13 protein-coding genes and 1 tRNA gene are annotated in these 14,330 nt (G+C 56.6%); 9 read left to right on the top strand and 5 right to left on the bottom strand.

Annotated features, from left to right (window positions below):
- Position 1: 1 nt before the first annotated feature.
- Together AC3WOK_RS23325 and orn are read right to left on the bottom strand one after the other, a co-directional pair.
- A tRNA-Gly gene (locus tag AC3WOK_RS23325) sits at positions 2-77 on the bottom strand.
- A gap of 196 nt (positions 78-273) precedes the next feature.
- Positions 274-819, bottom strand: coding sequence for an oligoribonuclease (orn, locus tag AC3WOK_RS23320; protein WP_008502926.1), 546 nt, complete (start codon positions 817-819; stop codon positions 274-276).
- A 107-nt stretch (positions 820-926) separates the two neighbouring features.
- On the opposite strand from orn, the gene rsgA reads away from it, so the two are divergent.
- From rsgA to mscM, 3 genes are all read left to right on the top strand, one after another.
- On the top strand, positions 927-1,979 hold the full coding sequence (rsgA, locus tag AC3WOK_RS23315; protein WP_010427739.1) for a small ribosomal subunit biogenesis GTPase RsgA: 1,053 nt from the start codon (positions 927-929) through the stop codon (positions 1,977-1,979).
- 97 nt (positions 1,980-2,076) lie between these two features.
- The gene (gene asd, locus AC3WOK_RS23310; RefSeq protein ID WP_492355167.1) at positions 2,077-3,045 is read left to right on the top strand and encodes an archaetidylserine decarboxylase; all 969 of its coding nucleotides are present in this window, start codon (positions 2,077-2,079) and stop codon (positions 3,043-3,045) included.
- A 19-nt stretch (positions 3,046-3,064) separates the two neighbouring features.
- Positions 3,065-6,388, top strand: a complete 3,324-nt coding sequence (gene mscM / locus AC3WOK_RS23305) for a miniconductance mechanosensitive channel MscM (protein WP_059311851.1) — start codon at positions 3,065-3,067, stop codon at positions 6,386-6,388.
- A gap of 44 nt (positions 6,389-6,432) precedes the next feature.
- Here the strand turns inward: mscM and epmA are convergent, their stop codons facing one another.
- A complete protein-coding gene (epmA, locus tag AC3WOK_RS23300; protein WP_047346111.1) occupies positions 6,433-7,410 on the bottom strand; it encodes an elongation factor P--(R)-beta-lysine ligase in 978 nt (325 codons plus the stop codon).
- Positions 7,411-7,720: 310 nt separating this feature from the next.
- Here epmA and frdA point away from each other — a divergent pair, with 310 nt between their 5' ends.
- From frdA to frdD, 4 genes are read left to right on the top strand one after another with little or no spacing between them, the layout of a single operon-like run.
- Positions 7,721-9,511, top strand: coding sequence for a fumarate reductase (quinol) flavoprotein subunit (gene frdA, locus AC3WOK_RS23295; protein WP_045909546.1), 1,791 nt, complete (start codon positions 7,721-7,723; stop codon positions 9,509-9,511).
- The gene (frdB, locus tag AC3WOK_RS23290) at positions 9,504-10,238 is read left to right on the top strand and encodes a fumarate reductase iron-sulfur protein (RefSeq protein ID WP_447854986.1); all 735 of its coding nucleotides are present in this window, start codon (positions 9,504-9,506) and stop codon (positions 10,236-10,238) included. The genes frdA and frdB overlap by 8 nt, the downstream gene beginning before the upstream one ends.
- 10 nt (positions 10,239-10,248) lie before the next feature.
- Positions 10,249-10,644: a fumarate reductase subunit FrdC gene (gene frdC, locus AC3WOK_RS23285; protein WP_063430441.1), complete on the top strand. Its 396-nt coding sequence runs from the start codon at positions 10,249-10,251 to the stop codon at positions 10,642-10,644.
- A 10-nt stretch (positions 10,645-10,654) separates the two neighbouring features.
- Complete coding sequence (gene frdD, locus AC3WOK_RS23280; RefSeq protein ID WP_000609653.1) at positions 10,655-11,014, top strand: fumarate reductase subunit FrdD; 360 nt, start codon at positions 10,655-10,657, stop codon at positions 11,012-11,014.
- Between the two features lie 29 nt (positions 11,015-11,043).
- Here frdD and ampR read toward each other — a convergent pair whose 3' ends face one another.
- Positions 11,044-11,919, bottom strand: a complete 876-nt coding sequence (gene ampR, locus AC3WOK_RS23275; protein WP_059311848.1) for a LysR family transcriptional regulator AmpR — start codon at positions 11,917-11,919, stop codon at positions 11,044-11,046.
- 131 nt (positions 11,920-12,050) lie between these two features.
- Between ampR and blaACT the strand changes: the two genes are divergently transcribed.
- Both blaACT and AC3WOK_RS23265 read left to right on the top strand, forming a co-directional pair.
- Positions 12,051-13,193, top strand: coding sequence for an ACT family cephalosporin-hydrolyzing class C beta-lactamase (gene blaACT / locus AC3WOK_RS23270; RefSeq protein ID WP_492355166.1), 1,143 nt, complete (start codon positions 12,051-12,053; stop codon positions 13,191-13,193).
- Between the two features lie 138 nt (positions 13,194-13,331).
- A complete protein-coding gene (locus tag AC3WOK_RS23265) occupies positions 13,332-13,862 on the top strand; it encodes a lipocalin family protein (protein WP_059311846.1) in 531 nt (176 codons plus the stop codon).
- Here AC3WOK_RS23265 and sugE read toward each other — a convergent pair.
- Complete coding sequence (sugE, locus tag AC3WOK_RS23260; RefSeq protein ID WP_047346106.1) at positions 13,859-14,176, bottom strand: quaternary ammonium compound efflux SMR transporter SugE; 318 nt, start codon at positions 14,174-14,176, stop codon at positions 13,859-13,861. The genes AC3WOK_RS23265 and sugE overlap by 4 nt on opposite strands.
- Between the last annotated feature and the right edge of the window lie 154 nt (positions 14,177-14,330).

Genomic DNA, 14,330 nt, shown 5'->3' with positions numbered 1-14,330 from the left:
TTGGAGCGGGAAACGAGACTCGAACTCGCGACCCCGACCTTGGCAAGGTCGTGCTCTACCAACTGAGCTATTCCCGCAAATCTGCACTGCTTTTGTTGCTGTCGTAACGTGTAATTCTCTGTCGTTACGGGAGGCGCATTATACGAGAAATCCGTTTAGCTGCAACCCCCCTTAAAGCGATTTTTTCGAAATTCAGTTCAAGTGCTTATTTAATCGGCAAGCTGCACAATTTAGCGTCAAACTTACGCTCACGCAAGGCACCTGGTCGCAAAATCACAGCTTAATAAAGTTTTCGCGGTAGTACGAAAGCTCCGCCACGGACTCACGGATATCGTCCATTGCCTGGTGCGTCCCCTGCTTTTTAAAGCCGTCCAGGATTTCAGGTTTCCAGCGGCGCGCCAGCTCTTTCAGGGTGCTGACATCCAGATAACGATAATGGAAGTAAGACTCCAGCTCCGGCATATACTTAAACAGGAAACGGCGATCCTGGCCGATGCTATTACCGCAGATAGGTGATTTGCCTGCCGGAACCCACTGTTTCAGGAACTCAAGCGTCGCCAGTTCCGCCTCGCGGTCACCCATGGTGCTTGCCTTCACGCGTTCCACCAGACCACTGCCGGTGTGGGTACGCACGTTCCACTCATCCATCAGCGCAAGCTGATCGTCTGACTGATGCACCGCAATCGTTGGTCCTTCCGCCAGGATATTCAGGTTGGCATCGGTGACCAGCGTTGCAATTTCAATAATGCGATCGCGCTCGGGATCCAGCCCGGTCATTTCAAGATCGATCCAAATCAGGTTGTTTTCATCCGCGCTCATGTTATTTTCCACCCTTCTCGCATAACCAGCAGTAGCAGGTTAACTAGTATTAATTAGAGTGTATCATAGAGGTTTTGCCCATCATGGGCGACCAGGAGCCAGCGCGATTGAGTAAAAATAAACTCTCCAAAGGGCAGCAGCGCCGCGTAAACGCCAATCACCAGCGCCGTCTTAAAACCACTTCGGAGAAGCCGGATTATGACGACAACCTGTTTGGCGAAGCGACAGAAGGCGTCGTGATTAGCCGCTTTGGTATGCATGCCGATGTCGAATCCGCCGACGGGGATATTCACCGTTGTAATATCCGCCGCACCATCCGTTCACTTGTTACCGGCGATCGCGTGGTCTGGCGTCCGGGTAAAGAGGCCGCTGAAGGCGTAACGGTGAAGGGTATCGTTGAAGCCGTGCACGAACGCACGTCGGTGCTCACCCGTCCAGATTTCTACGACGGGGTTAAGCCTATTGCCGCCAATATCAACCAGATCGTTATCGTTTCGGCGATTTTACCCGAGCTCTCGCTCAATATTATCGACCGTTATCTCGTCGCGTGTGAAACGCTGCAGGTTGAACCTATCATCGTGCTGAATAAAATCGATCTGCTGGATGACGACGGCATGGCCTTCGTGAATGAGCAGATGGATATCTACCGCAAAATTGGTTATCGCGTGCTGATGGTCTCCAGCCACACTAAAGATGGCCTTAAGCCGTTAGAAGAGGCATTGACCGACCGTATCAGCATCTTTGCGGGCCAGTCCGGCGTGGGTAAATCAAGCCTGCTGAATAATCTGCTCGGCCTCCAGCAAGAGATCCTGACTAACGATGTGTCCAACGTCTCGGGCCTGGGGCAGCACACCACCACCGCCTCGCGTCTGTATCACTTCCCACACGGCGGCGACGTGATCGACTCCCCTGGCGTGCGTGAGTTCGGCTTGTGGCATCTCGAGCCGGAACAAATCTTCAACGGGTTTGTCGAATTCCATGACTATTTAGGCGCTTGCAAATACCGCGACTGTAAACACGATAACGACCCGGGCTGCGCTATCCGTGAAGCGGTTGAGAACGGTGAAATTGCGGAAACTCGCTTTGAGAACTACCACCGTATTCTTGAGAGCATGGAAGACGTAAAAACGCGTAAAAACTTTTCTGATTCTGATAACTGACAACTAAGCTAAGCATCGCTAAAATCGTCCCCTTTTTTCAGGTTCCGGCGGCTTAACGCCGGATCAGGAACGACAAAACAATGGCCTGGAGGCTACCTTGTTAAACGCATTTAAACTTTCGCTTCAATACATTCTGCCAAAACTGTGGCTCACTCGCCTGGCGGGCTGGGGCGCAAGCAAACGCGCGGGCTGGCTGACCAAACTGGTCATCGACCTTTTCGTAAAATATTACAAGGTCGATATGAAAGAGGCGCAGAAGCCGGACACCGCCAGCTACCGCACCTTCAACGAATTCTTCGTGCGCCCGCTGCGTGACGAAGTTCGCCCGCTGAACACCGACCCTAACGTCCTTGTGATGCCAGCAGACGGTGTAATTAGCCAGTTGGGTGATATCGAAGACGACAAAATCCTGCAGGCGAAAGGCCATAACTACAGCCTGGAAGCGCTGCTGGCGGGTAACTACCTGATGGCGGATCTGTTCCGTAACGGTACGTTTGCCACCACCTATCTGTCACCGCGCGACTACCACCGCGTGCACATGCCGTGTAACGGTATCCTGCGCGAGATGATCTACGTCCCGGGCGACCTGTTCTCCGTCAACCACCTGACCGCGCAGAACGTTCCGAACCTGTTTGCCCGTAACGAGCGCGTCATTTGCCTGTTTGATACTGAATTTGGCCCAATGGCGCAGATTCTGGTGGGTGCGACCATTGTAGGCAGCATCGAAACCGTCTGGGCGGGCACCATCACCCCACCTCGCGAAGGCGTGATCAAGCGCTGGACCTGGCCTGCCGGTGAAGCGGAAGGCTCTGTGGCCCTGCTGAAAGGTCAGGAGATGGGTCGCTTTAAGCTGGGCTCAACCGTGATCAACCTGTTTGCGCCGGGCAAAGTGAAGCTGGCTGAACAGCTCGAAAGTCTGTCAGTCACTAAGCTGGGCCAGCCTCTGGCAATCTCTACCGAAACCTTCGTGACGCCGGATGCAGAACCGGCACCGCTGCCGCAGGAAGAGATTATCGCCGAGCACGACGCCAGCCCGCTGGTTGACGACAAGAAAGACGAAGGCTAACAACAGAAGGATCGCTGACGTGCGCCCGATTATCGTTCTACTGATGGCCTGGTGCCTCAGCATGGGGGCGTACGCAGCGACAGCCCCTGACGCCAAACAGATAACCCAGGAGCTGGAGCAGGCAAAAGCGGCAAAACCCGCTCAGCCAGAGACCGTTGAGTCACTCCAGTCCGCGCTGAACGCGCTTGAAGAGCGCAAAGGCTCTCTTGAGCGCGCTCAGCAATATCAGCAGGTTATCGACAACTTCCCCAAACTCTCGCAGACGCTGCGCGCGCAGCTCAATAATTTGCGAGATGAACCGCGCGACGTGCCGGCAGGCATGACCTCCGACGCCCTGAACCAGGAGATCCTGCAGGTCAGCAGCCAGCTTCTGGAAAAGAGCCGACTTGCCCAGCAGGAGCAGGAGCGAGCGCGTGAAATTGCCGACTCCCTCAGCCAGCTTCCGCAACAGCAAACCGACGCCCGCCGCCAGCTTAATGAAGTTGAGCGTCGCGTTGGCACGCAAAGCGGCAATACGCCACAGGCTCAGGCACAAAATCTGGGCCTGCAGGCAGAATCTGCTCGCCTGAAGGCCCTTGTCGATGAGCTGGAGCTGGCGCAGCTCTCCGCTAATAACCGTCAGGAGCTGTCGCGGATGCGCTCTGAACTCGCGCAAAAGCAGAGCGAGCAGCTGGACGCGTATCTTCAGGCCCTGCGCAACCAGCTCAACAGCCAGCGCCAGCGTGAAGCGGAGCGCGCCCTGGAAAGCACCGAACTGCTGGCGGAAAACAGCGATAACCTGCCTGCCGGCATCGTTCAACAGTTTAAGGTCAACCGCGAGCTTTCTGCCGCCCTGAATCAGCAGGCGCAGCGTATGGATCTGGTTGCCTCGCAGCAGCGTCAGGCCACCAACCAAACCCTTCAGGTTCGTCAGGCGCTCAATACCCTGCGCGAACAGTCCCAGTGGCTGGGGTCATCAAATCTGCTGGGTGAGGCGTTACGCGCGCAGGTCGCCCGTCTGCCGGAAATGCCGAAGCCGCAACAGCTCGATACCGAGATGGCCCAGCTGCGCGTTCAGCGCCTGCACTTTGAAGACCTTCTCAATAAACAGCCGCAAATCCGCCAGATCCGTCAGGCTGATGGACAGTCCCTGACCAGCGAGCAAAACCGCATTCTGGAAGCCCAGCTGCGCACCCAGCGTGAACTGCTGAACTCTCTGCTGCAGGGCGGAGATACGTTGATTCTGGAGCTGACCAAGCTGAAGGTTTCTAACAGCCAGCTGGAAGATGCGCTGAAAGAGGTGAACGAGGCAACGCACCGTTATCTCTTCTGGACGTCCGACGTGCGTCCGATGACCTTCTCGTGGCCGATTGATATTGTCCAGGACCTGCGCCGCCTGATTTCGCTGGACACCGTCAGCCAGCTGGGACAGGCCAGCGTGATGATGCTCACCAGCAAAGAGACCATTTTCCCACTGCTGGGAGCATTGATTCTGGTGGGCTGTAGCATTTACTCGCGCAGACATTTCACCCGTTTCCTGGAACGCTCCAGCTCCCGGGTGGGGAAAGTCACCCAGGATCACTTCTGGCTGACGTTGCGTACCGTATTCTGGTCGATTCTTGTTGCCTCCCCGCTGCCCGTGCTGTGGATGACGCTGGGCTATGGCCTGCGGGAAGCCTGGCCCTATCCGCTCGCGGTAGCGATTGGCGATGGCGTCACCGCCACGGTTCCCCTGCTGTGGGTGGTGATGATCTGCGCTACGTTCGCGCGGCCCAATGGCCTGTTTATCGCCCACTTTGGCTGGCCGCGTAACCGCGTTGCGCGCGCCATGCGTTACTACCTGATGAGCATCGGACTGATTGTGCCGCTGATTATGGCGTTGATCATGTTCGATAATCTTAACGACCGGGAGTTCTCAGGCTCGCTGGGCCGCCTCTGCTTTATGCTGATTTGCGGGGCGCTGGCCATCGTGACGCTCAGCCTGAAGCGCGCCGGTATACCTCTCTATCTGGATAAATCCGGTAGCGGCGACAACATGTTCAACCGGCTGCTCTGGAACCTGCTGCTGAGTGCGCCGTTGATTGCGATGCTGGCAGCGGCGGTGGGTTACCTGGCAACCGCGCAGGCGCTGCTGGCGCGACTGGAAACCTCAGTGGCAATCTGGTTCCTGCTTCTGGTGGTGTACCACGTGATCCGCCGCTGGATGTTGATTCAGCGGCGCCGCCTGGCGTTTGACCGTGCCAAGCATCGCCGGGCAGAGATCCTCGCCCAGCGTGCGCGGGGTGAGGAAGAGCCAAACCATGTCAACAGTACGGAAGGCACGACGGAAGCGGACGAGGTCGAACTGGATCTGGATGCCATCAGTACCCAGTCCCTGCGTCTGGTTCGCTCAATCCTGATGCTGATTGCCCTCCTGTCGGTCATCTTCCTGTGGTCGGAGATCCATTCTGCATTTGGCTTCCTGGAGAACATCTCACTGTGGGACGTGACGTCCACGGTGCAGGGGGTTGAAAGCCTTGAGCCGATTACCTTAGGGGCGGTGCTGATTGCTATTCTGGTGTTGATCATCACCACGCAGCTGGTACGCAACTTCCCGGCGCTGCTGGAGCTGGCGCTGCTGCAGCATCTGGATTTAACTCCGGGGACGGGATATGCGATTACGACCATTACCAAATACCTGATCATGCTGTTCGGCGGGCTGGTTGGCTTCTCGATGATCGGTATTGAGTGGTCGAAACTGCAGTGGCTAGTGGCGGCACTCGGTGTCGGGCTAGGTTTTGGCTTACAGGAGATCTTCGCCAACTTCATCTCGGGCCTGATCATTCTGTTCGAAAAACCGATCCGTATCGGCGATACCGTAACGATCCGCGATCTGACCGGCAGCATCACGAAGATCAACACCCGCGCGACAACGATCAGCGACTGGGATCGCAAAGAGATCATCGTGCCGAACAAGGCGTTTATTACCGAGCAGTTCATCAACTGGTCGCTGTCCGACTCCGTTACCCGCGTGGTGCTGACGGTACCGGCGCCGTCGGACGCCAACAGCGAAGAGGTTACCCAGATCCTCTACACCGCCGCCGAGCGCTGCTCGCTGGTGATCGATAACCCGGCACCGGAAGTGTTCCTGGTCGATTTGCAGCAGGGGATCCAGATTTTCGAACTGCGTATTTACGCCGCCGAAATGGGGCACCGGATGCCGCTGCGTCATGAGATCCACCAGCTGATTCTGGCGGGCTTCCGCGAGCACGGTATCGATATGCCGTTCCCACCGTTCCAGATGCGTCTGGAAAGCCTGGACGGGCGTAAAACGGGAAGAACGTTGACGTCAGCGGCGCGTACGCGCCCGGCGGGAAGTCTGTAAGATAAGCGGGGCAACCCTCTCCCACGGGAGAGGGTTAACTGCCGTCAGGCGCGATCTACGGTAAACGCAATCACATCGCCCAGCTGTTCTGCGCCCAGGGCCAGCATTACCAGACGATCCACACCCAGCGCTACGCCGGAGCAATCCGGCAGACCCGCTTTTAAGGCTTCAAGCAGGTTGGTATCAATAGGCTGCTGCGGAAGGCCGCGCGCGGCGCGCTTGCGGTTATCCTGCTCGAAACGCTGCTGCTGCTCGCGGGCGTCAGTCAGTTCGTGGAAGCCATTCGCCAGCTCAATGCCTTTGTAATAGACCTCAAAACGCTCTGCCACGCGGTGGTCTTCAGTGCTGATCTGCGCCAGTGAGGCCTGGCTTGCCGGGAAGTGATAGACAAACGTCGGACGGTCTTTGCCAATCTGCGGTTCAACGCCAAAGGTGAACAGCAGCTGCAGCAGCGTGTCGCGATCTTCTTCGGTATCCGCCACGTTGCTCAGATCCAGCTTTGCCGCCACTTCGCGCAGCTGAGGCTTGTCCGCAGATAACGGATCGATTTCAAGATAGCGCTGGAAAACCTGCTGATAGGAGAGCGTTTCCGCTTCCGGGCACTCCAGGACCTGCTGCAGCAGATCGTCCACCTCATTCATCAGACGGTACATATCATAATGCGGGCGGTACCACTCCAGCATGGTGAATTCCGGATTGTGGTGACGGCCCATCTCTTCATTGCGGAAGCTGCGGCACAGCTGATACACCGGGCCACATCCCGCCGCCAGCAGGCGTTTCATGTGATATTCCGGGCTGGTCATCAGATACAAATTCATACCCTGAGAGTGGCCAGGGCCAACAAAACGGGTTTCAAACGGGACCAGATGAATATCCGTTACCGTTGCCTGACTCATGCACGGCGTTTCCACCTCCAGGACTCCGCGGTCGGCAAAGAAACGGCGGATCTCCGCCATAATTGCTGCGCGTTTTAACAGATTTGGGATGGATGCGCTCGGCTGCCAGGTGGCCGTTTCGCTCATGAGTTGTTCTCCGATTTCATACAAGGGCACGAAGTCTACTCGTTAGCAGTGGCGGAGACAAATTTTGCGCAGTAAAAAAGCGCATTTCATTTAGGTAAGCAATTACGTGACGTAATTCATCAATCCTCATGATAAATCGCCGGACAGAACAGCAAAAAAATCGAACACGTCAAATTTCCCTGCCATCTACACGGTTATACTGTTTTACCCATAAAGGAGCAGTGGAAACGCTTTCGCAATCGTCCTTTTGGACGGGTGAACTACCTTTAGTTTGTCGCGTTGCGAAATAACAAAAATCTGGAGGAATGTCGTGCAAACTTTTCAGGCCGATCTTGCCGTAATAGGCGCTGGCGGGGCTGGATTACGTGCTGCGATTGCTGCAGCGCAGGCTAATCCCAACGCTAAAATCGCATTGATTTCAAAAGTCTACCCAATGCGCAGCCACACGGTGGCAGCAGAAGGAGGGTCCGCCGCCGTTGCGCAGGATCATGACAGCTTTGAATACCATTTCCACGACACGGTTGCAGGGGGCGACTGGCTTTGCGAACAGGATGTCGTTGACTACTTTGTGCACCATTGTCCAACCGAAATGACCCAGCTTGAGCAGTGGGGTTGTCCGTGGAGTCGCCGCCCTGACGGCAGCGTCAACGTTCGCCGCTTCGGCGGAATGAAGATCGAACGTACCTGGTTCGCCGCCGATAAGACCGGCTTCCACATGCTGCACACCCTCTTCCAGACCTCCCTTCAGTTCCCACAAATTCAGCGCTTTGATGAGCATTTCGTCCTCGACATTCTGGTTGATGACGGGCATGCGCGCGGCCTGGTGGCGATGAACATGATGGAAGGTACGCTCGTCCAGATCCGCGCCAATGCGGTGGTCATGGCAACGGGCGGTGCGGGTCGCGTTTATCGTTATAACACCAACGGCGGCATCGTCACCGGTGACGGCATGGGCATGGCGCTCAGCCACGGCGTACCGCTGCGCGATATGGAGTTTGTGCAGTATCACCCAACCGGCCTGCCGGGTTCCGGCATTCTGATGACGGAAGGCTGCCGCGGTGAAGGCGGTATTCTGGTCAACAAAAACGGCTACCGCTATCTGCAGGATTACGGTATGGGTCCGGAAACGCCGCTCGGCGAGCCGAAGAACAAATACATGGAGCTCGGCCCGCGAGACAAAGTGTCTCAGGCCTTCTGGCACGAGTGGCGCAAAGGCAACACCATCTCCACGCCGCGCGGCGACGTGGTCTATCTTGACCTGCGCCACCTCGGCGAGAAGAAACTGCTGGAACGCCTGCCGTTTATCTGCGAGCTGGCAAAAGCTTACGTCGGCGTCGACCCGGTGAAAGAGCCGATTCCGGTACGCCCAACGGCGCACTACACCATGGGCGGGATCGAAACCGACCAGCAGTGTGAAACCCGCATCAAAGGTCTCTTTGCCGTAGGCGAGTGTTCATCCGTGGGTCTGCACGGCGCCAACCGTCTCGGGTCTAACTCACTGGCTGAGCTGGTCGTCTTTGGCCGCATGGCGGGCGAGCGCGCGATGGAGCGTGCGGCTACAGCAGGCGAAGCCAACGGTGCCGCACTGGATGCGCAGGTCGCAGACGTTGAAAAACGCCTGAAAGATCTGGTGAACCAGGAAGGTAACGAGAACTGGTCTAAGATCCGCGACGAGATGGGCCTGTCGATGGAAGAAGGCTGCGGTATCTACCGTACCCCTGAGCTGATGCAGAAAACCGTCGATAAGCTGGCGGAGCTGCAGGAGCGCTTCAAACGCGTACGCATCACCGATACCTCCAGCGTCTTCAACACCGACCTGCTCTATACCATCGAGCTGGGTCACGGCCTGAACGTGGCGGAATGTATGGCGCACTCCGCGCTGGCGCGTAAAGAGTCGCGCGGGGCCCACCAGCGTCTTGACGAAGGCTGCACCGAACGTGACGACGTCAATTTCCTGAAACACACTCTCGCCTGGCGCGATGCGGATGGCACCACGCGTCTGGACTACAGCGACGTGAAAATCACCACGCTACCACCGGCGAAACGCGTGTACGGTGCAGAAGCAGAAGCCGCCGAGAAGAAGGAGAAGGCGAATGGCTGAGATGCAAAAACTGAAAATTGAAGTGGTGCGCTACAACCCGGAGGTGGACACCGCACCGCATAGCGCTTTCTATGAAGTGCCTTATGACGAGCAAACCTCCCTGCTGGATGCGCTCGGCTATATCAAAGACAACCTGGCGCCGGACCTGAGCTACCGCTGGTCCTGCCGCATGGCGATCTGCGGCTCCTGCGGCATGATGGTTAACAAAGTGCCGAAGCTGGCCTGTAAGACCTTCCTGCGCGAGTACACCAAAGGCATCAAGGTTGAAGCGCTGGGCAACTTCCCGATTGAACGCGATCTGGTGGTTGATATGACCCACTTTATCGAAAGCCTGGAAGCCATTAAGCCGTACATTATCGGCAACCCGCGCACGCCGGACCAGGGGCCCAACACCCAGACCCCGGCCCAGATGGCGAAATACCATCAGTTCTCTGGCTGCATCAACTGCGGCCTTTGCTACGCCGCCTGTCCACAGTTTGGCCTGAACCCGGAGTTCATCGGCCCGGCCGCCATTACCCTGGCGCACCGCTATAACGAAGACAGCCGCGACCACGGTAAAAAAGAACGCATGGCGCAGCTTAACAGCCAGAACGGTGTCTGGAGCTGTACATTTGTGGGTTACTGCTCCGAAGTCTGTCCGAAGCACGTCGACCCGGCCGCCGCCATTCAGCAGGGTAAAGTGGAAAGTTCGAAAGACTTTCTTATCGCTACCCTGAAACCACGCTAAGGAGTGCATGATGACGACTAAACGCAAAGCCTATGTGCGGCCAGTGCCGTCCACCTGGTGGAAAAACCTGCCGTTTTATCGCTTCTACATGCTGCGTGAAGGCACGGCGGTACCGGCGGTCTGGTTCAGCCTTGAGCTGATGTACGGTGTCTTTGCCCTCAAGCACGGTCCGGAAACCTGGGCGAGTTTTGTTGGCTTCCTGCAAAACCCGATCGTTATTGTTCTGAACCTGATCGTGCTCGCGGCCGCGCTGCTTCATACCAAAACCTGGTTTGAACTGGCGCCAAAAGCGGCGAACATCATTGTAAAAGGCGAGAAAATGGGGCCAGAGCCGGTCATTAAAGGACTCTGGGTGGTGACGGCTATTGTCACCGTGGTCATTCTGTTTGTCGCACTGTTCTGGTAAGGAGACACCTGTGATCAATCCAAATCCAAAACGTTCCGACGAGCCGGTCTTCTGGGGTCTGTTTGGCGCAGGCGGCATGTGGAGCGCCATCATCGCTCCCGTCATCATCCTGCTGGTCGGCATTATGCTGCCGCTGGGGCTGTTCCCGGGCGATGCGCTGAGCTACGAACGCGTACTGGCATTCGCGAGCAGCTTTATTGGTCGCGTGTTCATCTTCCTGATGATCGTCCTGCCGCTGTGGTGTGGCCTGCACCGTATTCACCATGCGATGCATGACCTGAAAATCCATGTACCGAGCGGTAAATGGGTATTCTACGGTCTGGCGACCATCCTGACCGTGGTCACGCTGATTGCCGTAGTCACTATCTGACGCCTCTGGCCCGCCATCCGGCGGGCCTTTTATTTCTGCATCTTTCCCACCAGCCACTGTGCAAACTCGCGCATTGCAGGCGTTTCTGTCCGCGACTGCAGTCTTGTCAGCCAGTAGCTGCCGAGGTCAATCTGCGTTGCAAACGGCTGCACGATGCGCTCGCTGCTGAGCAGGTGGGTAAACATATCCACGGGCGCGATGGCAATCCCTACTCCCGCCTGGGCGGCTTCCAGCATGGTTACGGACGAATCAAATACCATCACCCGGTGCGTCGGCGAGGGTGGATGTTCACCCGCGGCCTGCATCCACGCGGTCCACTCGTCGCGTCGATAGGAGCGCAGCAGGGTAAACTTCAGGATATCTGCCGGGCTGTTTAGACAGGAGGCAATGTCGGGTCTACAGAGCGGAGCCAGCGGCGCAGGGCAAAGAAATTCAGCATCGGTTCCATGCCACGCACCGCCGCCGTAGCGAATGGTGTAATCAAGCCCTTCGGCAGCCGGGTCGACGCGATTGTTATGGGTGGAAAGCTGAAGATCAATATGTGGATAGCAGCGGCGAAAATCATCCAGCTGCGAAAATAACATCCCCGTTGCGAAAGTGCCCACCACACCTATTTTTAGCTTCTCCTGAGCGCGATGGCTGGCAAAGCGATCCAGCATTCCGGCAATACGGTCGAACGAGTCGTTCAGCACCGGCAGTAAATTTTCACCCTCGGTGGTCAACATCAACCCGCGCGAAACGCGCACGAAGAGCTGACAGTTAAGGTGCTGCTCCAGCGTTTTAACATGCTGGCTAATGGCAGAGTGGGTCACGTTCAGCTCAATGGCCGCATGCGTAAAGCTGAGATGCCTTGCGGCGGCTTCAAAGGCTCGAAGCGAATTAAGCGGGAGATAGCTTCGCGTCATGGTCTATCCGTTAGAAAAATTAACAGCTAATGCTAAATTTAACCGTTTGTCAGCCACAGTCAAATCCCACAGACTACTGCTGTCTGACGGGCCCGGACACTCCCTTGAACCGCTATTACGGAAGATAACTGATGATGAAAAAATCCCTTTGCTGCGCCCTGCTGCTCAGCGCCTCCTGCTCAGTATTTGCTGCTTCAATGTCAGAAAAACAGCTGGCTGAGGTGGTGGAACGTACCGTTACGCCGCTGATGAAAGCGCAGGCCATCCCGGGTATGGCGGTGGCGGTAATTTATCAGGGCCAGCCGCACTACTTTACCTTCGGTAAGGCTGATGTCGCGGCGGGCAAACCCGTCACCCCGCAAACCTTGTTCGAGCTGGGCTCTATAAGTAAAACCTTCACCGGCGTGCTGGGTGGGGATGCTATTGCTCGCGGTGAGATATCGCTGGGCGATCCGGTGACAAAGTACTGGCCTGAGCTGACGGGCAAGCAGTGGCAGGGAATTCGCATGCTGGACCTGGCAACCTATACCGCAGGCGGTCTGCCGCTGCAGGTACCGGATGAGGTCACTGATAACGCCTCTCTGCTGCGCTTTTATCAACGCTGGCAGCCGCAGTGGCAGCCGGGCACCACGCGTCTTTATGCGAATTCCAGCATCGGTCTTTTTGGCGCCCTCGCGGTTAAACCCTCCGGCATGAGCTTTGAAGAGGCCATGACGAAGCGGGTCTTTAAGCCGCTCAAGCTAGACCATACATGGATAAACGTTCCGAAAGCGGAAGACGCACATTACGCCTGGGGATACCGTGACGGTAACGCAGTACGCGTGTCGCCGGGGATGCTGGACGCTGAAGCCTATGGCGTCAAAACCAACGTGAAGGATATGGCGAGCTGGGTGATGGTCAACATGGCCCCCGACTCCCTTCAGGATACCTCGCTCAAGCAAGGCATTGCCCTGGCGCAGTCTCGCTACTGGCGCGTGGGTGCCATGTATCAAGGGTTAGGCTGGGAAATGCTTAACTGGCCGGTCGATGCCAAAACCGTGGTCGGGGGCAGCGACAATAAGGTGGCGCTGGCGCCGTTGCCCGTGGCAGAGGTGAATCCACCGGTTCCCCCGGTCAATGCGTCCTGGGTCCACAAAACAGGCTCTACTGGCGGGTTTGGCAACTACGTAGCATTTATTCCCGAAAAGCAGATCGGTATTGTGATGCTCGCGAATAAAAGCTATCCGAACCCGGCGCGAGTTGAGGCGGCATACCATATTTTGAGCGCGCTGTAGTAAACATTGCCGGGTGGCAGCTTCGCCTTACCCGGCCTACAAAATCCACGATGTGCCCCCCCGGCGAAACACACCGCACGTTCCCCACTTTTTCCTTGCCGTCATCTACACTTAACAAAAAACAGTAAGGAAACTCCTATGCGCATTCTGCCTGTTATCGCCGCGGTGACAGCCGCGTTTTTAGTGGTTGCCTGCAGTTCCCCTACTCCACCACCTGGCGTTACCGTCGTCACGCCTTTCGATGCACAACGCTTCCTCGGAACATGGTATGAAATCGCGCGCCTCGACCACCGGTTTGAGCAGGGCTTAGAGAAGGTCACTGCACATTACAGCCCGATGGATGATGGCGGTATTCAGGTGATCAACCGGGGATATAATCCCGACAGAGAGATGTGGCAACAGTCGGTTGGGAAGGCCTACTTCACCGGCGACCCGCGACGGGCCGCGCTCAAAGTCTCTTTCTTTGGCCCGTTTTATGGCGGCTACAACGTGATCGCACTCGACAGAGAGTACCGTCACGCGCTGGTCTGCGGACCGGATCGCGACTACCTGTGGATACTCTCCCGCACGCCAACTATTTCGTCAGAAATGAAACAGCAGATGCTGGACGTCGCGACCCGGCAAGGGTTTGATGTGTCAAAACTCATCTGGGTAGAACAACCCCATTAGTGGGTGCTGAGCTTCAGCCCAATGATTCCGGCCACAATCAGCGCGAGGCTGGCGATACGCGCCAGACTCGCGGACTCTCCCAGCAGCAGAATGCCCGTGATGGCAGCCCCCACCGCACCAATGCCCGTCCAGACGGCATAAGCCGTTCCGACAGGCAGAGATCGCATCGCCCATGACAACAGAACAATACTCACTATCATCGCGGTGACGGTAATGACGCTGGGGGTCAGGCGGGTAAAGCCGTGGGTGTATTTGAGACCAATCGCCCAAACGACTTCGAGCAGGCCGGCAATAAAAAGAACGATCCAGGACATTTCAGGCTCCTTAACTTAATACAAGTTGGGGCCGTCCCCGGTGAAAGAAATGCTTACGGGTCGTCCCGTAAGGCAGAGATTACGCCCTATATTGTGGTTAACGTGCGATTTTTTTTCAATCCCTTTCTGCTGAACACGTTAAGGCAAGAAATAG

The organism is Enterobacter sp. FW301-JW81 (assembly GCF_058788735.1).
The sequence above is the reverse complement of the archived record's forward strand: the minus strand, read 5'-3'. Positions and strand labels throughout refer to the sequence as shown.

What these genes read in the sequence shown, in the direction of transcription:
- blaACT (WP_492355166.1), top strand. Translation starts at nt 12,051, where the DNA reads ATGATGAAAAAATCCCTTTGCTGCGCCCTGCTGCTCAGCGCCTCCTGC.
- frdC (WP_063430441.1), top strand. Translation starts at nt 10,249, where the DNA reads ATGACGACTAAACGCAAAGCCTATGTGCGGCCAGTGCCGTCCACCTGG.
- sugE (WP_047346106.1), bottom strand. Translation starts at nt 14,176, where the DNA reads ATGTCCTGGATCGTTCTTTTTATTGCCGGCCTGCTCGAAGTCGTTTGG.
- AC3WOK_RS23265 (WP_059311846.1), top strand. Translation starts at nt 13,332, where the DNA reads ATGCGCATTCTGCCTGTTATCGCCGCGGTGACAGCCGCGTTTTTAGTG.
- frdB (WP_447854986.1), top strand. Translation starts at nt 9,504, where the DNA reads ATGGCTGAGATGCAAAAACTGAAAATTGAAGTGGTGCGCTACAACCCG.
- orn (WP_008502926.1), bottom strand. Translation starts at nt 819, where the DNA reads ATGAGCGCGGATGAAAACAACCTGATTTGGATCGATCTTGAAATGACC.
- epmA (WP_047346111.1), bottom strand. Translation starts at nt 7,410, where the DNA reads ATGAGCGAAACGGCCACCTGGCAGCCGAGCGCATCCATCCCAAATCTG.
- ampR (WP_059311848.1), bottom strand. Translation starts at nt 11,919, where the DNA reads ATGACGCGAAGCTATCTCCCGCTTAATTCGCTTCGAGCCTTTGAAGCC.